The organism is Psychromonas sp. psych-6C06 (genome assembly GCF_002835465.1).
In the GTDB taxonomy this organism is placed as follows: domain Bacteria; phylum Pseudomonadota; class Gammaproteobacteria; order Enterobacterales; family Psychromonadaceae; genus Psychromonas.
On the sequence record NZ_PIZM01000005.1, the window covers coordinates 36,001 to 57,829 of the forward strand.

The 21,829-nt window shown below is 38.4% G+C and carries 21 protein-coding genes and 1 tRNA gene; 17 read left to right on the top strand and 5 right to left on the bottom strand.

Going from position 1 to position 21,829, the window contains the following annotated elements:
- Positions 1-3 precede the first annotated feature (3 nt).
- The 10 genes from ubiH to CW745_RS08055 all read left to right on the top strand — a co-directional run bounded on the left by ubiH (position 4) and on the right by CW745_RS08055 (position 9,465).
- On the top strand, positions 4-1,224 hold the full coding sequence (gene ubiH, locus CW745_RS08010; RefSeq protein ID WP_101108241.1) for a 2-octaprenyl-6-methoxyphenyl hydroxylase: 1,221 nt from the start codon (positions 4-6) through the stop codon (positions 1,222-1,224).
- The gene (locus tag CW745_RS08015) at positions 1,221-2,426 is read left to right on the top strand and encodes an FAD-dependent monooxygenase (protein ID WP_101108131.1); all 1,206 of its coding nucleotides are present in this window, start codon (positions 1,221-1,223) and stop codon (positions 2,424-2,426) included. The genes ubiH and CW745_RS08015 overlap by 4 nt, the downstream gene beginning before the upstream one ends.
- Before the next feature lie 81 nt (positions 2,427-2,507).
- Positions 2,508-3,710, top strand: a complete 1,203-nt coding sequence (gene fabV / locus CW745_RS08020; RefSeq protein WP_101108132.1) for an enoyl-ACP reductase FabV — start codon at positions 2,508-2,510, stop codon at positions 3,708-3,710.
- A 105-nt stretch (positions 3,711-3,815) separates the two neighbouring features.
- A complete protein-coding gene (locus tag CW745_RS08025; protein ID WP_193755564.1) occupies positions 3,816-4,169 on the top strand; it encodes a DUF5329 family protein in 354 nt (117 codons plus the stop codon).
- A gap of 82 nt (positions 4,170-4,251) precedes the next feature.
- Positions 4,252-4,328, top strand: a tRNA-Pro gene (locus CW745_RS08030).
- A gap of 193 nt (positions 4,329-4,521) precedes the next feature.
- The gene (locus tag CW745_RS08035; RefSeq protein WP_101108133.1) at positions 4,522-5,481 is read left to right on the top strand and encodes a KpsF/GutQ family sugar-phosphate isomerase; all 960 of its coding nucleotides are present in this window, start codon (positions 4,522-4,524) and stop codon (positions 5,479-5,481) included.
- 6 nt (positions 5,482-5,487) lie between these two features.
- Positions 5,488-7,467: a YdbH domain-containing protein gene (locus tag CW745_RS08040; RefSeq protein ID WP_101108134.1), complete on the top strand. Its 1,980-nt coding sequence runs from the start codon at positions 5,488-5,490 to the stop codon at positions 7,465-7,467.
- Between the two features lie 20 nt (positions 7,468-7,487).
- Positions 7,488-7,655: a YnbE family lipoprotein gene (locus tag CW745_RS08045; RefSeq protein WP_101108243.1), complete on the top strand. Its 168-nt coding sequence runs from the start codon at positions 7,488-7,490 to the stop codon at positions 7,653-7,655.
- Between the two features lie 37 nt (positions 7,656-7,692).
- Entirely contained in the window at positions 7,693-8,007 is a 315-nt protein-coding gene (locus tag CW745_RS08050) for a YdbL family protein (protein ID WP_101108135.1), read from the top strand.
- 1,221 nt (positions 8,008-9,228) lie between these two features.
- On the top strand, positions 9,229-9,465 hold the full coding sequence (locus CW745_RS08055; RefSeq protein WP_101108136.1) for a YecH family metal-binding protein: 237 nt from the start codon (positions 9,229-9,231) through the stop codon (positions 9,463-9,465).
- Between the two features lie 52 nt (positions 9,466-9,517).
- Here the strand turns inward: CW745_RS08055 and CW745_RS08060 are convergent, their stop codons facing one another.
- Positions 9,518-9,781, bottom strand: a complete 264-nt coding sequence (locus tag CW745_RS08060; RefSeq protein ID WP_101108137.1) for a DUF1145 domain-containing protein — start codon at positions 9,779-9,781, stop codon at positions 9,518-9,520.
- 2 nt (positions 9,782-9,783) lie between these two features.
- Positions 9,784-10,389, bottom strand: a complete 606-nt coding sequence (rsmD, locus tag CW745_RS08065) for a 16S rRNA (guanine(966)-N(2))-methyltransferase RsmD (protein ID WP_101108138.1) — start codon at positions 10,387-10,389, stop codon at positions 9,784-9,786.
- Positions 10,390-10,486: 97 nt separating this feature from the next.
- Here rsmD and ftsY point away from each other — a divergent pair, with 97 nt between their 5' ends.
- The 6 genes from ftsY (at position 10,487) to CW745_RS08095 (ending at position 16,011) form a co-directional block, all read left to right on the top strand.
- Positions 10,487-12,052, top strand: a complete 1,566-nt coding sequence (ftsY, locus tag CW745_RS08070) for a signal recognition particle-docking protein FtsY (RefSeq protein WP_101108139.1) — start codon at positions 10,487-10,489, stop codon at positions 12,050-12,052.
- 2 nt (positions 12,053-12,054) lie between these two features.
- Complete coding sequence (gene ftsE, locus CW745_RS08075; protein ID WP_101108140.1) at positions 12,055-12,735, top strand: cell division ATP-binding protein FtsE; 681 nt, start codon at positions 12,055-12,057, stop codon at positions 12,733-12,735.
- Entirely contained in the window at positions 12,728-13,717 is a 990-nt protein-coding gene (ftsX, locus tag CW745_RS08080; protein WP_101108141.1) for a permease-like cell division protein FtsX, read from the top strand. Before ftsE ends, ftsX begins: the two co-directional genes overlap by 8 nt.
- A gap of 127 nt (positions 13,718-13,844) precedes the next feature.
- On the top strand, positions 13,845-14,168 hold the full coding sequence (locus CW745_RS08085; RefSeq protein WP_101108142.1) for a hypothetical protein: 324 nt from the start codon (positions 13,845-13,847) through the stop codon (positions 14,166-14,168).
- Positions 14,169-14,269: 101 nt separating this feature from the next.
- Complete coding sequence (gene rpoH, locus CW745_RS08090) at positions 14,270-15,121, top strand: RNA polymerase sigma factor RpoH (RefSeq protein ID WP_101108143.1); 852 nt, start codon at positions 14,270-14,272, stop codon at positions 15,119-15,121.
- A gap of 62 nt (positions 15,122-15,183) precedes the next feature.
- Positions 15,184-16,011, top strand: coding sequence for a prephenate dehydratase domain-containing protein (locus CW745_RS08095; RefSeq protein WP_101108144.1), 828 nt, complete (start codon positions 15,184-15,186; stop codon positions 16,009-16,011).
- Here CW745_RS08095 and CW745_RS08100 read toward each other — a convergent pair.
- Positions 15,998-18,175 (bottom strand): diguanylate cyclase, encoded by a 2,178-nt coding sequence (locus tag CW745_RS08100; RefSeq protein WP_101108145.1) that lies wholly within the window; start codon positions 18,173-18,175, stop codon positions 15,998-16,000. The two genes, CW745_RS08095 and CW745_RS08100, sit on opposite strands and share 14 nt — an antisense overlap.
- Positions 18,176-18,290: 115 nt before the next feature.
- Positions 18,291-19,382: a tRNA (uridine(54)-C5)-methyltransferase TrmA gene (gene trmA, locus CW745_RS08105; RefSeq protein WP_101108146.1), complete on the bottom strand. Its 1,092-nt coding sequence runs from the start codon at positions 19,380-19,382 to the stop codon at positions 18,291-18,293.
- A gap of 199 nt (positions 19,383-19,581) precedes the next feature.
- Between trmA and murI the strand changes: the two genes are divergently transcribed.
- Positions 19,582-20,379 carry a glutamate racemase gene (gene murI, locus CW745_RS08110; protein WP_238596752.1) on the top strand — a complete coding sequence of 266 codons (798 nt, stop codon included), beginning with the start codon at positions 19,582-19,584 and terminating at the stop codon, positions 20,377-20,379.
- Positions 20,380-20,453: 74 nt separating this feature from the next.
- Here murI and lamB read toward each other — a convergent pair whose 3' ends face one another.
- Positions 20,454-21,662: a maltoporin LamB gene (lamB, locus tag CW745_RS08115; protein WP_101108148.1), complete on the bottom strand. Its 1,209-nt coding sequence runs from the start codon at positions 21,660-21,662 to the stop codon at positions 20,454-20,456.
- Between the last annotated feature and the right edge of the window lie 167 nt (positions 21,663-21,829).

Here is a 21,829-nt window from a genome sequence, read left to right on the forward strand (position 1 = left end):
CATATGGTCGATCCAAAAAAAGAGCAAACAGATATTGTTATTGTTGGCGCTGGAATGGTTGGCTGTTTGTTAGCACTTAGTATTATTAAAAAATCGCCAAACGTCAGCGTTCTTTTAATTGACGATAATGATGAAAAAACTGAAAAGGGCACTCATCCGGGATTTGATGCTCGAAGTATTGCGCTGAGTGCAGGAAGTTGTCAATTATTAGCTGAACTAGGAATATGGTCTTCGTTACATCCCAATGCGCAACCCATTGATGATATTCATATCTCTGATCGAGGCCATCTTGGCATTGTTGAGTTAGAAAACAAAGCTTCACCAGAGGCTTTTGGTTATGTGGTTGAGTTACAGAATGTAGGGGCGGTTTTACAGCAACAGCTTTCACTTTACCCGCAAATTAAACGTTATTATAACAGTGTCTTAATGAGCGTTGAAAAACAACAACAAGCCGTTATTTGTAGGTTGCAAGATAAACGAATAATAGAAGCAAAGCTGTGCGTTGCTGCCGATGGTGCTAATAGCCAAACAAATCAATTGTTGTCGATTATTAATAAGTCATTCGATTATGAATGCGCAGCCATCATTGCTAATGTGCGATGTAATAAAGCACACCATAACCGTGCCTTTGAACGCTTTACCGAGGCTGGCCCCTTAGCTCTTTTACCTTTATCTGATAATCGTTATTCTCTCGTGTGGTCGGTAAAAAATGATGAGCTTGATGAGATTATGGCGTTAGATGAGTCTGCTTTTGTGAAAAAGTTACAGCAAGCGTTTGGCTATCGTGCAGGCTTATTTATGCAGGCAGGCAAACGTGACAGTTATCCTTTGAAATTGATTAAAGCGGATAAACCAATCACACATCGCGCTGTCGCTATTGGCAATGCCGCACATTGTTTGCATCCTGTTATGGGGCAGGGCTTTAACCTTGGTTTGCGCGATTTAACGACGCTTGCAATGGTCATTTCAGAGAGTGAAGTTATTGATAGTATTGGCAGTTACTCAATGTTGAATCGTTACTGGCAGGCGCGTCAGAAAGATCATCATCGTACTATTGATATGACCGACTCCATGGTGCGATTTTTTAGCAATACAAGTGGCGCATTTGTGGTTGGGCGAACTCTTGCATTGCAGGCTATTTCACTGTTTCCAACGTTGGGTGAACCGATTGTGAAACAAGCCAAGGGGCAATTTACTCTATTTAAACAAGAAGAAAACTCATGATGTTATCCTATGATCTTGTCATTGTTGGCGGTGGTATGGTCGGCCTGACCTTAGCAGCTTCATTATCGAAAAGTAACCTAAATGTCGCCATTATTGAAAACAATGAAGTGACTCCTCTCAATGATACTGTTACCGCACGAGTGAGTGCAATCAGTGCCGCTAGTCGTACTATATTTGAAAAAACAGGTGCGTGGACACATATCGATAATCAAAAAATTACTCCCTACAACAGTATGTTTGTGTGGGAAAAAGACAGTTTTGGAAAAATATCTTTTGATGCACAACAGGTCGATGCGAGTGAGCTTGGCTATATTATTGAAAATGAGCGCCTACAACATGCGCTATTAAGCGTGGTAAAGCTACAAGATAATGTCACCTTTTATATGCCTGATAAATTAACCAATGTCGCAGTCGGTGATGGCGAAGCATGGCTAACCCTTGATAGTGGCAAAAATATCACCGCTAAGCTGGTGGTTGGTGCCGATGGAGCCAATTCATGGTTGCGCAATAAAGCTGATATTCCATTAACCCATTGGGATTATAATCATCATGCTTTAGTTGCGACTATCAAAACCGATTTACCACATCAACATTGCGCAAGACAGGTTTTTACGCCAGATGGCCCATTAGCTTTTTTACCACTCTTTGAAGATAATTTATGTTCAATCGTTTGGTCGGTGGGGCCAGAAAAAGCACAGCAGCTACAATCGTTAGATCAGTCTGAGTTTAATAAACAATTAACCCGCACCTTTGACAACCGTTTAGGCTTTTGTGCCTTGCAGGGCGAGCGACATAGTTTCCCGTTAAAGATGCGTTATGCACGCGATTTTGCAAAACACCGTATCGCTTTAATTGGCGATGCAGCCCACACCATTCATCCGTTAGCAGGCCAAGGCGTTAACCTTGGGTTATTAGATGCAGTTAGTCTAGCGCAATGTATTATTGAAAATATTGAAGCGGAAAAAGATATCGGCTTGTATACGAATCTACGTCAATTTGAGCGTTGGCGTAAAACCGAGGCAGCGCAAATGGTTGCATCAATGGAGCTATTAAAACAGTTATTCCACGGCGATAACCCTGTGCAAAAAACGGTGCGCGATTTGGCGCTGTTACTGACAGATAATGTTAGCCCGTTAAAAAAACAGTTTATCAAACAAGCAATGGGCTTAAGTGGTGAGTTACCGACTATGTTACAGCCTTAAATAAAGCTATTTTGAACCATTAATAAAACAGTGTATATTACGCCAACTTAGAAAAATTATTTAAAAAGAAGAGATTAAATTATGATCATTAAACCAAAGATTCGTGGCTTTATCTGTACAACGACACACCCAGTGGGCTGTGAAAAAAACATACAAGCGCAAATTGAATACACAAAACAACAGGGCAAAATTAAAAATGGCCCTAAACGTGTATTAGTGATTGGCTCTTCAGCGGGTTACGGTATGTCATCGCGCATCGCAGCTGCATACGGCTCAGATGCTTCAACAATTGGTGTCTTTTTTGAAAAGCCAGCAACAGAACGTAAGCCTGGCTCTGCGGGTTGGTACAATAGTGCCGCCTTTGAAAAACAAGCCAAAGCGGATGGCCTTTATGCAAAAAGCATTAACGGCGATGCATTCTCAAATGAAATTAAAGCAAAAGTTATTGAATTAATTAAAGAAGATCTTGGTCAGATTGATGCGATTATCTACTCAGTGGCAGCACCAGTACGTAAAATGCCAGAGACAGGTGAAGTAATTCGCTCTGCATTAAAACCAATCGGTGAAACGTACGTTTCAACGGCAATTGATACCAATAAAGATGTGATCATCGAAGCTTCTGTTGAGCCTGCAAGCGAAGAAGAGATAGCGAACACGGTTACCGTAATGGGCGGTCAAGATTGGGAACTTTGGATGAACGCATTAAGCGAAGCGGGCGTATTAGCTGATGGCGTTAAGACCGTTGCATACTCGTATATTGGTACTGAACTGACTTGGCCTATCTATTGGGATGGTGCATTAGGTCAAGCAAAAATCGATTTAGACCGCGCATCAACTGCAATTCAAGCACAGCTTGCACCTTTAAATGGTGAAGCTTATGTTTCAGTGCAAAAAAGTGTTGTAACACAAGCAAGTTCTGCAATTCCGGTTATGCCTTTATATATTTCAATGGTATTTAAAATCATGAAAGAGAAAGGCTTGCACGAAGGGTGTATGGAGCAGATTCATCGTTTATTTACAGCGCAACTTTATAAAGAAGATGGAAGTGCGGCAACAACTGATGAAGCGCGCCGTTTACGTCTTGACGATTGGGAACTACGTGATGATGTTCAGCAAGCATGTAAAGATTTGTGGCCATCAATTACCACTGAGAATTTATTTGAGCTGACCGATTACAAAGAGTATAAAGAAGAGTTCTTACAACTATTTGGGTTTGGTATTGAAGGCGTTGATTACGAAGCCGATGTAGACACATTAGTTGAGTTTGATTGCTTAAGCGTTTAAATAATCTGTATTGAAATACAAAACACCCACACTTTTGTGGGTGTTTTTGTTTCTAAATCGCTATAATTTATTATCTGTTTTTATGTTAATGATAAAGGTAATACCATGATTAAATTCATACTTTTCTCACTGTTAATCATTTTTAGCGCATCTTCTATTGCAGATACGAATACTGAAATAAAACATCTGTTAAATTTTGTAGAGAAAACCGATTGTAACTATCAACGTAATGGTACTTCTCATAATGGGGCGGAAGCGCGTGAGCATATTCAAAAAAAATATGACTATTACAAAGATGATATTGTAACTGCAGAAGATTTCATCGCTTATTCTGCGACTAAGAGCATGATCAGCGGTAAAAAATATACGATTATTTGTCAAAATCAGCCTGAGCAATATAGCGCTGATTGGCTAAAGAAAGAGTTGCTTAAATTCCGTACGCAATTAGTTGAAAAATAAAGAGATAGAACTAACTAAATACGCATATTGAGGTTATTTATGTTGCATCCTTTTTTTAAATTATTAGAATAAGGAGATAAATCGGTATGTAGCGCAGCTTGGTAGCGCACTGCTCTGGGGGAGCAGGGGTCACAGGTTCGAATCCTGTCATACCGACCATTTCCTCCACTTAATTGCCCCTTGGATAGAATGTTATTTGTACATTCAAATAACCTCATGTGTTTTTCCCTTTGCGCATTCAGCTTTATTCTTATTTACTCTCGTTTTTATCTTATACCTTTCTTATGCCAAAACCCCTTTTCAAACCAATAAAGTTGAGTAAACTTAGGGCTAATTAATTTAAGGAATTTTTATGACTCAATTTTCTCTTTCTAATGAACAACTTTTAACTGAAGTCCGTACTGTTTTTGACGTACAAAGTGCTGCGCTTTCAGCGCATAGTAAAGCCTTGGGAGATGAATACCTGCAAGCGTTAGGCCTACTTAAAAATTGTACTGGGCGGGTTATTGTCTGTGGAATGGGAAAGTCTGGGCATATTGGTAAAAAAATATCTGCAAGTTTAGCCTCTTTAGGTACGCCTTCTTTTTTCCTGCATCCCGGAGAGGCCTTTCATGGTGATTTAGGCATGGTGACAGAGCAAGATCTGATGATTTTGATCTCTTACAGTGGCGAAACTGACGAGCTGTTAAAAATTATTCCATCATTACAAAACTTTGGAACCAAAATTATTGCTATTACTGGTGGGATTAATTCATCACTTGCGAAAAACTCAGATGTTGTTCTAGATGCTAGTGTTGAAAAAGAGACCTGTCCTAATAATTTGGCGCCAACGACATCAACGACGCTAACACTCGTAATTGGCGATGCATTATCATCAGTTTCAACCCTTGAAAAAGGTTTTACGCCGATGGAGTTTGCACGTTTTCATCCCGGAGGTAGCCTTGGTCGCCGTTTGTTAACCTTTGTAAAAAATGAGATGCGCACTGAAAATCTCCCTTTTGTTGAAGCAAATACTTCATTAACAGATGCGCTGTTTATTATGACTGAGACTCGTACTGGGCTTGCATTAGTAATGCAAGATGGTTTACTGGAAGGGGTTATAACAGACGGCGATTTACGTCGTTTTCTGCTATCAGGAAAAACTATTAATGACTCTGTCGCCAGTGAATTAATGAATAGCAATCCTGCGTTTATCTCGCCAGACGAGCGTCTTTCGAACGCTGAAGAGTTGATGCGTGAGAAGCATATTAAATGGTTAATCGTTAGTGATGATGGTAAAAAAATAGATGGTATTATTGAGTGGGGACAATAATTTCATATGACCTTCGTAGGCAAGGGAGTTGCCTTCATTGTATTCATTACTTGGAGCTTGCTTACCTCTTCTGTTGTTGTGGCAAGTTCAATCGAGAGTTTAACATGGTTGCCTCTTTTTAGCGCGAAGGTTAAAAAACTACAACCTGATATCGCTTGTCCTCAAAACCAAATTTTAGGGCTAGATGTTGACAAGCATAAAGCTGCCTTAAAGGCAGATATTCAAAAAATAAACTGGGATTTAAACTGCGCTAGTACAGGTACAAGTGGCGCTTCTAAGCCACGCTCTGATACAGAAAAAAAGAATCCAGTTAACTTATTTTTAGATAAGCTCTCTGCAATACCTTCGGTAACCCTTCGTATTAAAACAATTAATTTAGTTTCTGACTTAATCAAAGGCGAGTTGTCGAGCGCGCTTCAAATCACTAAAACAGATACAAACGTCAAAGTGGCGCTTAACAATGCCTTGTTTGCACTCAATGCTAGGGTTGAATTGCCGAGCCAGCAATTGATAGTTGATGCTTCTTTAAAAGCAGATGTTTTACCTCAATATATTCACCTCACAAAAGCGCAAGCTAAGTATCTGAATAATGAAATACATTTGCATTATCAAAGTGACTTAACACGCTGGCATAATGGCACGTTTACCATAAATTGGCAGGGCAGTATCGCCGATATCTCTGAGGCTGGGAGTGTTTCTGTAGCGGGAGATATTGACCTTTTAGCAGAGAAAATCAAGCTAACAACATTTGTTATCACAGCTAAGCAAGCTTTAGTGACAATTTCAGAGACGCAGGCATGGAAAAGCGCCTTTATCAAATTAAAAATCCCCGAACCTACCTATTTAGATTACGGGAAAATGCACAGTAAACACCTTCCTCTTCATCTACGTATTGGCAGTAGCCTTTTATTAACTAAGGTGCCAAGAGGAAAGGGGCAACGTATTGAGAAGCAAAAATTACCTCCGCTTTTTGCGCAAGCGTTAATAACGGCTAATAAAAACTCCTTTGATAGTGATATTAGTTTGTCGGTTTTAAATCAAAAACTATTACTTGAATTATTGATTAAGCCCGAATCGATACAGCTACAGATGCACAATAATCAAGTTAATCTGGTGACGTTAGCGAGCGCGTTAAGTGGTTATCATGAGTCGTTATCTGAATTAGAGGTCACTAATGGCACACTAAATAGTAGTGTGTTGTTTGAGTACTCACGTGCAGATGAAATATTAACCATTGAAAGTGCTCTTGCAACGGACAATGTGCAAGGGAAAAATAACGACATATTATTTGCAGGTGTACAATTAAATAGTCAATTTAAATATGTGTTTGATAAGCATAAAAACATAACCATCGCACAAGATATACAAACGCTGACAGCGAAAAGCTTGTTTGTTGGGGTACCAATAAAGGCTTTAAAAATTGATGCGAAGCTCAATGCAGGTAAGCCAATTATTCAGCATTTTAAAACAGAAATGCTTGGTGGACGTGTTGATTTTGATGACTTTAGCCTGCATGCGCCAAGTTATACTATCTTGAATGTCGCCGGTATCAGCCTTGCTGATATTTTCAAATATAGCAGCTACCCCGAGATAGAAAGTAAAGCTGTGATTGATGGTATGTTACCTTTAAACTTAACTGAGGAAGGGCTTGAAATTAGAGAGGGGATTATTGTTTCGCGATATCCCGGTGGGTATATTAAAGTGCCTGAAAGTACGGTGATCAAAGCGGTCGGTAATGGTAATGCAGATTTTTTGTTAATGATGCAACTATTATCCAACTTCCAGTTTGACACACTACAGGGCATGATCAAGTATACTAGCGACGGCGAAAGTGATATACAGGTTGAAATAAAAGGAAGGAATCCAGATATAGTGGGCAGTCCTCCGATCAACTTTAACTATTCACATAATGAAAATATATTAAAGTTACTTAGAGCGTTACGCTTCAATGATGAAATAGAACGTAATATAAAGGAGAGATATTAGTGCGTTATACCCCTTATTTAATGGTTGTCGTCATGCTGTTCATTTCTGCATGTACCCCACGTGTTGAGGTAGCAGTGCCTAATGAGCCGATTACCATTAATCTAAATGTAAAAATAGATCATGAGATTCGCATCAAAGTTGATAAAGAGATTGATGAGTTATTTGATGAAAATAGCGATCTGTTTTAATTCTGTGTCTATTAATAAAAAATAAAGAGAGATAAAAATGAAAAAAATAATCGTTTTAATCGCCCTAATGTTCAGTTTTTCAGTGTTTGCGTTAGATATAAACGAAGCAAAAGAGCAAGGTTTGATAGGTGAGCAAGCTAATGGCTTACTAGGTGCGGTCGAAAGTATTCCGGAAGTGGAAGCGCTAGTAAAAAGAATCAATGAACAACGTCTTGATAAATATTCGCAAGTCGCTAATAAAAATGAGATGACGGTTGAGCAAATATCATTGCTTGCGGGTGAAAAGTTAATTAAAAAAGCACCTGCTGGGCAATATATTAAAAATGCAACCGGTCAATGGGTAATTAAGTAACCTTAGTGCTGGATAAGCAAAGCGATATAATAGTCCTATTTCCGTGGGCTTCTGCGTTCAATTATCGAATAATAACCCTTTATTATTACGCTATTCACCTTGAGTTATGCCAATAGAATAGGACTTAATAGCTAAAGTAATTGATTATTAAAGTGGCATTTTTCCATTTAAACTTCGTTCAAGACAACACATTTTTAATTTTCATTGTGTAGTCTTGAATGAAGTGATTACTTTAACGCTAACCAGTTGTTTGAAAAATGAATTCAAAAGATAAGCGGCCCTTAATACTGTCATAATTAATAAGCATTAACTTAGAGTATTCCCTCGATTGAGTCACCCAAACTTTTAATAAATTCACGATCGATAAATGCTTGTAATCAGGCTGTCGACCCCCTCTTACTTACGGATAAACTTTTATTTGTAAGAGATCAACCATTTCTAATTAAGAGTTTTCCTTTTTTGAACGTTTGTAATCACTGTTATGTATAGTAGGGTGTGTTGTATCGTTTTGATTTAAAAGGTGTATTTTTAAATTTTTCGGGCGTCTTTACACTTCTAAAAATCCCTTTTAAGAATACACTGTTGGTAATTTATTTTGTTGCATATACTTGTTATCAAGTTAAGGGATAGTGCGCTTTTGGATATAAACGGAAACTGGCGTTAACGAGCTTAGGATAAGCGCAATAGGAACTCCTCAGAAGAGGAATGCAATAGAATTTGCATTACGGATGTTAGGACTACCATAGGGATTGGTAAGGGGAAAAGCTCGGAGCTGTTTTAAGGAAGCTTTTGGATAAAAGCGGTGTAATAGATTCAATTACACAATGGATTAAGGAATACCTGAGGGATAGGTATAGGAAAAGCTTGGAGCAATTTTACGGCGCATTTTCTATTCATTGATGATTACAAATGTAGCAACGAACGTTGCAAATAGGGACTGATTCACGGATTGAACTTTGGACACCTTCAAGGCTGAAGCGGTTGCAATAGGATTGTTAAAAAGGATCAAGGACACTCTCAAGGAACAAGAAATGGGAAAATGCTTAGATTAGCAATTGTCAGGGAACCACAAGGGTGTGGATATTCTCAAGGGAATGAACATTAAGACTATAAAAAGGCGAATACCTAGCGGTATTCGCCTTTTTTCATGGCTCTTGTTTCCAATCAATAGTTGTTTTTTTTGCTTGGTTATACTGCTTATTTTAAGAGAAGGTTTAACATATGAGTGAGTCAATTCACGGTCATCAAGTGATAGAGATGATAGCGCAGTCAAAAAAAACATTTAGCAAGACTGAGTTAAAAGAGAGGATCGAAGAAAAATTTGGTAAAAATAGTCGTTTTCATACTTGTATGGGCAGTGATTTAAGTGCGGATGAACTGATTGAGTTTCTATCAGAAAAAGGAAAGATTATCGAATCAGATGCCGGTCTGAGTATGCCCTTGAAGCATTTATGTTAAATTTAAAAAGCACAACATCCGATACTGCTTGTAGATGTTGTGCTTTATTACTTTAAGCTAAGCGACCCTTGATCTGCCAGAGTTTAAATACACCAAAAATAAAAATTGAAAATGCTTCTTTTTTCGTTAGCTTTAGTTTTTCTGAAAATGCACCATAAATCATTAATAATTGAATGAGGTGCATAAAAACTACAAATCCGAGCAAAAAGTAAAATACGATTGCTGCTTTCCCTGGAAATGGAACAAATAAATTAGTGATTAAAAGCACCCAGATTAGTGCCATCATCACCTTCGCAAAAGTAATAAAATAATTCATAGTTATCCTTGTTGGTAGAGTTGATAAGTGACCTGAGAAGTGCTCTTCTCTTTAAGAAGTTGCCAGCTTTCTGGTAGATTTAAATGGGTTAATTCTGACTCTCTTTCAATATAAATTAATGCGTCAGGAGCAAGGTAACCATTTTGCAATAATGCCTCACAGCAAGGCTCTACTAAGGCATTATTAAATGGCGGATCGATAAATACAATATTGTATTGTTGCTGAGCAGTTTGCTGTAAAAACTGAATTGTATCGCCTTCTATTACACATCCATTTTCGGCATTTAACACGGTTAAGTTCTCACGTAACTGTTTTACAACGCTTTTATCTTTCTCAAGTAAAGTTACTTTTTGTGCATAGCGAGACAGTGCTTCGAAGGCTAAACTGCCACTGCCACTGAAACAGTCTAAGCAATTGGCATCATTGATATTGTGCATTAACCAGTTGAAAAGGGTTTCTTTAGTGCGATCAGTTGTTGGGCGTAATCCTTGAATATCTTTAACGGGAAGTTTTTTTCCTCTCCACTTTCCTGAGATCAGGCGAATAAATCCGCCCTTGATCGATTTTCTGCTTTTTTCATTGGATTTAGTGCGTTGATTTCGACTCATATAATTTTTAGTCCGGCGATATGGTGTTAATATAGTGACCAATTTTAAGGTTTGCTATTTTAGCAGGTCAGTTGGTTGTGAGTAAGGTTTTTAATTAATGACAAAGAAAAAAGGTATGTTTTCCTGGTTTGGAAAAAAATCAGTTGCAGAAACAAAACCGGAAGTTAGCAAAGCTGAAAAAGAAGCGCTATTAAAGTCGCTGAAAGATGAAGCGTTAAAGAATGAAGATGAAAATGTTGAAATTATTCTCTTTGATGATGTTGATGAGCGTGCAGACGAAGAGAAGCTAAAAGCTGATAAACTAGCAGCTGAAAAGTTACAAGCTGAAAAGTTACAGGCTGAAAAGTTACAAGTTGAACAGTTACAAGCTGAACAGTTAGAAGCTGAAAAGTTACAAGCTGAAAAGTTACAGGCTGAACAGTTACAAGCTGAAAAGTTACAAGCTGAAAAGTTACAGGCTGAAAAGTTACAAGCTGAAAAGTTACAGGCTGAAAAGTTACAGGCTGAAAAGTTACAGGCTGAACAGTTACAGGCTGAACAGTTACAGGCTGAACAGTTACAGGCTGAACAGTTACAGGCTGAACAGTTACAAGCTGAACAGTTACAGGTTGAAAAGCTAGAGGCTGAAACAACAGAATCAGCGGGTGAAGAATATTACGAAGAGATCATGTTTGAAGAAAACATACCTGCTGTCGTAGATGAACCGGTCAAAAAAGAGAAATCTTTAGGCTTTTTTGCTCGTTTCAAACAAAGTTTAACCAAAACGCGTTTAAGTATAGGTAGCGGGCTCTTTTCTCTATTTAAAGGGAAAAAGATTGATGACGAATTATTTGAAGAACTTGAAGAGCAACTTATTGTTGCTGATATTGGTGTCGATACAACCTTAAAAATCATCGATAACTTAACTGAGCAAGCGGATAGAAAGCAGCTAAAAGATGCTGATGCACTATACGGCTTATTAAAAGATGAACTGTCCAATATATTAGAAGAAGTTGAGAAACCACTGGTTGTTGATAAAACTAAATCTCCTTACGTTATTTTGATGGTGGGAGTTAATGGTGTTGGTAAAACAACCACTATTGGAAAATTAGCGAAGCAGTATCAGCAACAAGGTAAATCAGTAATGTTAGCTGCTGGTGATACTTTCCGTGCAGCTGCTGTTGAGCAGTTACAAGTGTGGGGCGAACGAAATGATATCCCAGTGATTGCGCAACAAACTGGAGCTGATAGTGCTTCGGTATTATTTGATGCAATGGATGCTGCTAAAGCGCGTGGAGCCGATATTTTGATTGCGGATACCGCGGGGCGTTTACAAAATAAAGATCACTTGATGGACGAGCTTTCTAAAGTAGTGCGAATTATGCGTAAAAAAGATGAGACAGCACCACATGAAATTATGTTGACCATTGATGCTGGCACTGGACAAAATGCAATTAGCCAAGTTAACCTATTTAATCAAGCAGTTGGGTTAACTGGTATTACATTAACAAAACTTGATGGTACCGCGAAAGGGGGAATAATTTTCTCCATTGCAGATAAATTTAAGTTACCAATTCGTTATATCGGAACGGGTGAAGGTATTGATGATCTTCGTGAGTTTAATGCGAAAGAGTTTATTGATGCACTTTTCTCAAAAGAGGAAGATTCAGAGGATGAAAATTAATCATGATTTTATTTGAAGAGGTCAGCAAAATTTATGCTGGTAACCATGGCGCTCTGAAACAGGTGGATTTCCACTTAAAACAGGGGGAAATGGCATTTTTAACTGGTCATTCTGGCTCAGGTAAAAGTACGTTATTGAAGCTTATTAGTTTAATGGAGCGACCAACAACCGGACGTATCGTATTAAATGGCAATGACATTAGTAATATTAAAGGTAACGATATCCCTTATTTACGACGTCATATTGGTATGATTTTTCAAGATCACCGTCTTTTAATGAATCGCAGTGTGCTGGAAAATGTTGGTTTACCTTTGTTAATTGAAGGGTACAGTCGTTACGAGATTAAGCGCCGTAGTTTAGCCGCGCTTGAGAAAGTAGGCCTCATGGGCAAAGAGGATTATGCACCGATTCATCTTTCTGGTGGTGAGCAGCAACGTGTTGGTATTGCACGTGCGATTATTAATCAGCCTCCTTTGTTATTGGCTGATGAGCCGACTGGTAACCTTGATCCCAAATTATCGCTAGAAATATTAAGTTTATTTGAATCACTAAATGAATTTGGTATGTCTGTGTTAATTGCAACGCATGATTTAGGCTTGATTGCTAAAATGCGCTATCGCACATTAACACTGAAAGACGGTGAGATGATCAATGATGGACTAATGAGAGAACGTAATGGCTAATAAAATGGAAGATAAAAAAGTATTGTCGGGTTCACCACGAATTACCAAAGTATCATTTTTTGGTCGTGTTTCAGCCGTTATTCGTCAACATTTTCAACAGGTATTTGCGAGTTTTTCTGAACTATGGAAAACGCCCTTTGCAACGCTAATGACTATTTTTGTATTAGGCTTAGCATTATCATTGCCGAGCGTATTTCATGTGCTATACAAGAATGCAGAGCGCGTTACTGGTCAATGGGATGGTGCTTCAGAAATTAGCCTTTTCCTTAACAAAGATATATCAGAGTCTCGTGTACAGGTGCTGATTAATAAACTCGCTTTGTATAATGATATTGATTCAGTCACTTACATTTCACGTCACCAAGCGCTTGAAGAATTTAAAGAGATGTCTTCTTTTTCAAAAGCACTTAATTATCTCGATGAAAACCCATTACCAGCGGTGTTAGTTGTCGTACCGACTAAAGATGCAATGACTTCTGCGGGAAGTAAACTACTCGTTGCCAAGTTACAGCGTGAGCAGGGGATAGATCTTGTTCGGGTTGATTTAGACTGGATAGAGAAATTACAGGCCATTTTAGCCCTATTGGTCGATATTGTTATTGCTATTGCAGTGTTGTTATTGATTTCAGTATTACTGATAGTGAGTAATACCATCCGTTTAAATATTCTTAGCCAGCGTGATGAGATCGAGGTATTAAAACTGGTTGGCGCCACCAATAGTTTTATCCAGAGACCTTACCTATATGTTGGTGCGTGGTATGGATTTTTAGGAGGCATGATTGCTTGGTTCCTGACCCTTGGAATGGTAACTTGGTTACAATCTGGCTTAATGAGTCTAATGGGTCTATATCAATTACAATTTGAAGTCTCCTTGTTAAACCTAGAAGAGGTTGCCATTTTATTAGGTGTTGCTACCTCACTCGGTTTTATCGCTTCTTATATTTCAGTGAAACAATACTTGGTTAAAATAGAGCCTAAATAACCAAAAGTTACACCAAGTGTAAATTACTGTAAAAAAAGAGATCTTTAGTTGATCTCTTTTTTTTTGCCTGTAATATGTGATGCATGTCACTTAAGTGCTTTTTTTAGCCTAGTTATTGTGAGCGTGTATGCATAAAGTTCTTGATGTAAAGTTAACCTCTATTTTTTCACCTATTTGCCAAACACTCATTCATGAAAGTTTAGCAAACCAAATAGATGAATCGAAACAGCAGTTTCTCGAGAAAAGTCGCGACTTATTAATTATTCGTTTGGATAATACTGTTATTGGTTACGCAACTTTCGATGTCATTAACGAGATTGAATTAGTTGTTAAGTCGATCCATTTCAGAAGTCTTATAAAAGACCATACGCTAGGGGAATACTGGCTTTCTCGCCTTTTAAAACAACATTTAAAAACGACAAGTTATAATCAGTTTTTACTCGCTAGTTAAAAAATAGTCATTGACAGCTTGTTGATTTTTGCATATTAAATGATAACGGGTATAATAATCGCCGAAATAAGACGTACCATCAGATTTTTAAAGGGGTAGACATGAGCAATACAATTAACTCGATGAGTTTAGTTCCTCAGGGAAGTATTGAAGCCTATGTTCAATCGGTAAATCATTTTCCTATGCTTAGTGCAGATGAGGAAAAAGAGTTAGCAACTCGCCTATTTAATGACGGTGATTTAGAAGCCGCAAAAAAATTAGTAATGTCACATCTGCGTTTTGTCGCTTACGTTGCTAAAAGTTATGCTGGATATGGCCTTCCTCAAGCGGATTTAATCCAAGAGGGGAATGTAGGCTTAATGAAAGCCGTTAAGCGTTTTGATCCATCGGTTGGAGTCCGCTTAGTCTCTTTTGCTGTGCATTGGATTAAAGCAGAAATACATGAATATGTTATTCGTAATTGGCGCATGGTTAAAATTGCGACAACTAAAGCACAACGTAAACTTTTCTTTAATCTGCGCAAAGCTAAAAAACGTTTGGGTTGGTTTAGCCAAGAAGAAGTTGAAAATGTAGCGACTAATCTTAATGTAAGCACTAAAGATGTCCTTGAGATGGAGTCTCGTCTTAATGGCCAAGATCAGTCTTTCGATATCGGTGCCGATGATGATGATGAAAGCAATTTCGCACCGGTGCAGTACCTCGAAGACAAGACTGCGGATGTTGCCTCGCAATTTGAATCTGATAATAGTCAGCTGACAATGAAAAATAAGCTTTATTCTGCACTTTCTACGCTTGATGCTCGAAGTCAAGATATCGTTAGCTCACGCTGGCTGAGTGAACCGAAAGCAACCTTACATGATTTAGCTGCTCGTTATGATATTTCTGCCGAGCGTGTGCGACAATTGGAAGCAAATGCGATAAAAAAACTGCAAAGTAATATGGATTTTGCATAAAATAAAAGGTGAGCTTGTCTCACCTTTTTTGATCCTCTTTTTAAACAATACTTTGGTATTTTATGCTTAACATTGCAACACTTGGCCCTAAAGAAACCTTTTCCGATTTAGCGACCCATCAATACATTAACGCCCAACCTGAATCTTTTAATATTAAATATTACAGCTCTCTCTCTGAAACATTCAAAGCAATTGGTAGTGAATGTGATTATGGTGTATTGCCCATTGAAAATCTGTCTGAGGGATATGTACAGGTAGTTTTGGATCACCTTTTAAGTACCGATTTAATTGTTGTTTCTGAGTTATTGCTGGCTATTCAATTTTCATTTGTGGCTAACTGTGCAAAGCTATCTGAACTAACCGATCTTTACGTACAGTTTGTTGCTCATGGCCAATGTTCTGAATTTATTAATAAACTCTCTGGTGTCACTATCCATAATACGCAAAGTAATATTGAATCGTTATTATTGGCTCGAAATAAAGGTAAGGGAGCAGGAGCGATTATTCCGCAGCACGCATTGCCTCAAGCACAAGAGGGATGTTTGATTCAAAAGAACGTTACAAATTACGAGAATAACCAAACGCGTTTTTTAGTACTTACCAAACAGGCACAACCGCGTTTAGCTGGCGCAAGTTATAAAACCACGCTGGTGGTAAAAAATGAAAATGACTGTCCCGGAGTGTTAGGTAATATTGTCAATGCGTTTGCTAGTCAAAAAGTTAACTTAACCTCAATTATGTCTCGTCCAACCAAATCACAATTTGGTAAGTACCACTTTTTTATTGATATTGATGGGCACCAACTTGATGACAATATTAACGCATCTCTAAAGCAGATAAGTGCAGAGTATCCTGTCACTATTATTGGCTCTTATATTAAAGCGAATTGATTGATGCTTGTTGATGGCTAACCAGACCATTTCTCCCTGCTAACTTCGCTTGATAAAGGGCTTCATCGGCCCACTTTATTAATGTTGCTTGTTGCATACGTTTATGGATAGTAACGCTAGCAATCCCTGCCGATAATGTCACTCGTTGTAATGGCGACTTTACATGTTCAATATGACTCGTATAAAGATCATCAATAATCGCTTGTATACGTGCTTTGACTTGCTCTGGTGAGCTGTTAGAAAGTAATACTATAAACTCTTCACCACCATAGCGAGCCACTAGCTCATCTGCTCTGCGAAAGTGTTTTTGAATGATATGGGCTACCTGCGTTAAACATTGATCGCCCTGAGGGTGCCCGTAATGGTCGTTATATGATTTAAAATAATCAATATCGAACATAATCGCAGATAGGTTCTGACTATGGCGACAAGCTTTTGCCCACTCTATTTTATAAGTTTGATCAAAATGACGACGGTTGGATATTTCTGTTAACGGGTCAACCAAAGAGAGTTGCTCAAGTTGTTTGTTGGTCTCTTCTAAGGTGAGGTTAACCATTGCTAGTTGCTCTGTACGTTCTTCAACAATACTCTCTAGTTCATTATTGAGTTTCTTTAATGACTCTTCTGCACGTTTTCTAGAAATAATTTCTGCTAAATTTGATGCAAACAGTGTCAGTAAGTGTTGCACATGGCTCGTGAGTGAGCGTTTGTTGATCAAGTTGTCGAGAACTAAAAAGCCAACAATGCGCTGTTGATTACGTAGTAATATAGCCGCATTCCACCCATGACCGACAATCTTATTGTCATGATAGAGTGGTACAGCACCTTCAAAGGCTAAATGATGAGGTGTTGCCATCGCTAACTCTAATAGCGAGTTTTTAGGGAGCGGGCCACGGAAGTGTGTTTCATCGGTCAATTTCCCGTTAATGCTAGTACCAAAGGTGCCACACATTGTTTTACCGTCATCGTAACTTAAAAAAATTGCCACTCTATCTAATTGTAATTTTTCTCTCGCAATTTCAACCGCAACTCTACAGATCTCTAGTTCTGTTTCTTGATGAGAAAGCAGTATCGCAGAGTCATGCAGTAATTTTAGATTACTCTGTTCACTTTTTTGCGCAATGGCTGTGCTGAGAATATTACTATAAAGGATCAACACCTCTTTTTCGTATTCTAATAATGGACGCTGTGATAGTAAATTATCGATCGCAATCCAGCCAAGCAAGTGATCGCCGTTACGTAAAATTAACATTGCATTCCAGCCTATACCAACCACTTTCCTTTCATTGTAAAGCGGAACATTTTCGACTACTTCTAGGCGCTTTTGAGTGTGCAATAAGGTGTGTTGCATTAGTGGTTCAAGGACTTCCATATCGTAAACAAGATCGCTTTCATCAGTGGTTTTACCCTCGGTATCGGTACCGAAGGTTGGATGCATCATATGTTGGTTAGCATCAGCAAGAATCAAACAGGCACGATCAAATCCGAGCATATCACGTAGCATTTCAATTGCGGTTTTATACAATGAAGTTAAGTTTGGGCTGGCGATAAAATCTTGCGTGATGGATTGTATTTTTAAAACCTTTGAAGAAAATAATTTTTGTTGCTCTATCTCTTGCAAATACAGCGCCTCTTGCTTATCTCGAAGTAACAGTTGACTTTTATGTGTTTGATTTAATCTGTATTGCTGTAATAAGTGAAAAAATTGCATCATCAATGCCGCAAATAATGGGGCTTCTTGTAGATGCTGCATCATTTCATTTTGTGGTGATTGTAAAAAAATTAATATCCCCGGTTTTGAGGTCATTTGTAATTTTATGCAATACCAATCTTGCTTAATATTATTTATATCGTTGATGGCAAGATAGGTAATAGGTAAGTAGCGAGATAACTTCTCTTTTTGTCCTGCAAGAGACCACAATTGCTCATTTTGAATGTGTGTATCTAATTGTGTAGGAGAGAGCTCTAGATGGCGAATAGGTTGACCTTGCTCATGCTGCGCTAAGCACTGCAATTGTTCGGATTCGATACAAAAGAATATGTTTTTAGGGTGAAGAATAAGTGACAAAAATTGTGATGTTTTAGCAATCAAAGATTTTGCATCTTGACTGCCTAAAAAGGCTTGTTGGGTAATTGATATTTGCTCTAACAGAAAAGGTTTCATTATTTTGTCACTTATTTAATTTGTAAGTGATAATAATAACACAAATAAAGTATGGTGAAGTTTATTGCCTGAAAAATGTGCAGTTAGGCGGTTAAGCTTAACTGCCTTTTGGGAGTTAGCGTCTTACTAAAAAAACGCCGGCCTCGGTATGATGTGTGTAAGGGAATTGATCAAAGAGAGCAAATCGTTTCACTTCGTGTGTTTCTTTAAATACTTGCATATTAGCTTCTAAGGTATCAGGGTTACAGCTAATGTAGAGAATGTTATCGTAGGTCTGCACCATTTTCACTGTTTCATCGTCTAAGCCCGAACGAGGAGGGTCGACAAAAATGGTATTACATTGATAATCATCGAGGTTAATTCCAGCTAAACGATTAAAAGTACGTTCTTTATTAATTGCTTGAGTAAACTCTTCTGCCGACATACGGATAATAGTAAGGTTATCGATATTGTTTTTAGCAATATTATATTGCGCGGAATGTACCGAAGGTTTCGCTATTTCAGTGGCTAGCACTTTATTAAAGTTTTTAGCCAGTGCAATAGAGAAGTTACCATTGCCACAATAAAGCTCCAGCAGGTCACCTTGGCTATCACGAGTACAGTCTATTGCCCACTCGAGCATATCAATGCAAACAGCCGCATTAGGTTGCGTAAAACTATTTTCAACCTGTTGATAAATTAGCGTTTCACCATCAACGGGTAATGATTCAACCACGTAGTCTTTATCCAGCAAAAACTTTTGTTTTTTAGCTCGGCCAATGAAGTTGATATCAAATTCAGCTGACAATGTTGTTTTAAGTTTTTGTGCTTCTTCGACCCATTGCTCATCAAGCTGCTTATGGTAAAGCAAGCTGACCACAATTTGTCCGCTTAAGGTAGAGATAAAATCAATTTGAAATAGCTTAAAGCGCAGTATTTTATTCACCTTAATAAGTTCAATCAGAGGCGCCATTAGATTGTTAATTAACTCACTTGCAGGCGGAAATTGGTCGACACGAATTTTTTGTTTGGTCGCTTGATCAAACATAATGTAATAAAGATCATCACCATCGTGCCAAACACGAAACTCACTGCGCATACGGTAATGTTGTTTTGGTGATGAATAAACCTCGAGCTCAGGCAGGTTAAAGGTGGCAAATTGTGTATTAAACTGTGCTTTTTTAGCATCGAGTTGTTTTTCGTAATTATCCGGATCAACAAATTGCATGCGCTTTCTCGCCTTTAAGTGGTCATTTTATGGGGGCTAAATTTTAAAGGAGCATCGGTATGATGACCAGCACTATTATTGTATTTCTTTATTCGAGCACTAAAGGGTAAAATGGCCATGTCAGTAAATAACCTTCAACGGCTAAGGTCTTTGAGCGTTGTATATCCTAGAACAGTAAATAACTAAGGTCAGCAATACCGTGCAGCAACTTTTAATTTTTGATTCGGGAGTGGGGGGCTTATCCATTTTCCAAGAGGTGATACAGCAGTCGCCTAATGTAAGTTGTTATTATCTTTCTGATAATGCCTATTTCCCCTATGGTGAACTCGATGAGCAGACGTTAATTACCCGTTTAACCGGTTTGCTTGATGCTTTTGTGAAAAGTCATCCGGTAGATATGATTGTTATTGCCTGTAACTCTGCCAGTACGGTTGCGTTAAGTTCATTAAGAGCCCATTTTTGTATACCGGTCGTTGGCGTAGTACCGGCGATAAAACCGGCAAGTTTAATTAGCCAAAATAATATTATTGGGTTGGTTGCTACACCGGCAACGATTGAAAGAACCTACACTAGGGCATTAATTGATGAGTTTGCCAGTGATAAAGAGGTTTTAAAGCTTGGCTCCACTTTATTGGTTAAATTAGCAGAAAATAAACTCACGGGAAAAGAGGTGGAACAGGAGGCGTTAGCTGCTGTGTTTGCGCCATGGTTAACATTAAATCCGCAACCTGACACCTTGGTATTAGGTTGTACCCACTTTCCACTATTAAAAGATGAAATTGCTCGCTGTTTTGAAAATGGCGTTAACTTGGTGGATTCAGGTGAGGCGATTGCGAAACGAGTTGCAACATTATTACCGCCGTTTAAAAGCGAACGATTAACGACTGCTGTGAGTTATCAGGCTTTTTATACGTTACAAGATAGGCAACAGTTATTATTAAAAAGTGCTTTTTTAAACCTTGGTTTTGAATCCTTTTTGCTATACCAATATGCTTAATTCGATTGCTATTATTTAAAAGATAGATAAAAAAATAGGCGCTAAAAGCGCCTATTATCAAGATTGAAGCTGTTTTAAAACCAAGCTTCAGCTTGGATACCAAAGTTAACCTCTGAGTCAGAAGTCATACCAGCAAAGCTTTTTTCTTCACTATTTGATAAATAACTCGCGTAAACACGAATTTCAGGACGTGCCCAGAAGCTCGAACCGGCAGTTAGCGCTTGTGCGATAGTGTATTTTTTACCACCAACATCTACGCCATCTGCATTGGTACCCATGTAAGTACCTAGCTCTAGAATTGTTTTATGGTTATCGGTCCACTTATATTCAGGGCGAACTACTAGCGATGTTTTTGTTGCATCATCGTTTTGTCCTGCAATTACATCGGAAGCTGATTCATAACGTAACATATGTGAAAAGTCGACTTTTTCACCAAAGCTAACAACGCCGTGGTTCAAAATTCGAAATGCAGTGGAGCCATCGATACCCCCTAAGCCAGCCGCTTTATTTGCACCCCATGCATCAGTACCAAACTGAATCGCTGTTTTATTAAAACCACCTAATACACCTTGGGTTAATTCTGCGGTAAACATTAGACCCTCTTCTAGCTCACCTGTAAATTGATCTGTTTCATTAGACATCGCGTAATCCACACCTAACTCTAAAGATGCGTTATTCCACAGAGCTAAATTACTGTAACGCAAGTCAAAAATATTAACATTTAGAGCACCAGTAGCATTACCTGTATCCACTTCTCCCCAACTATCAGCACGTACCCACATTGCAGTAACAGTACCCGGCCCTACAGCGAGGTTTTCAATACCAGCACCTGCTCCAGAAATATCCCAGTAGTAGAAATCAGTAATGTGTACATCGTGGCGTTGGTTATAACGTTTACCGACGAAAATAACCTCATCACCACCGAATGCACCTTTGGCTTCTACATTGTATTGACGAAATGCAAAGGTAGCATCGCCATCTGTGCCATCACCTTCCCAATCACGGGCACCGTTAGATGCCATTGCCAACATGGTATTAACTTTAAATATAATGCCATTGCTTTCAGCAATCTCTTTACTTAATTGGATTTCGCCGTATGCATCATCTTCATTACCTAATCGTCCTAAATCGTGTTTTTGGTAAGAGACTTGTTGGCCACTGTCTCCTGACATACCAACACCACCACGCATATAACCGTGGAATTCTAATGGTGCTAATTCTGCCATCACATTTGAAGATAGGATTGCTGAAGTAACTGCAATTGCTAGTGGTAATTTTTTCATAGTTCCATTCCTAGTTGTTTGCTTAATAATTAAGCTGAGATTGCCTCTTCAATAGAAAACACATAAACTAATCATGTCTGCTATTTGCGGGCTGGTTTAGCCATTGTTCATGTCACTCCTACATCACCTGAACAATGGCTTCTTTTAATTTTTGCGTCCTGTATATA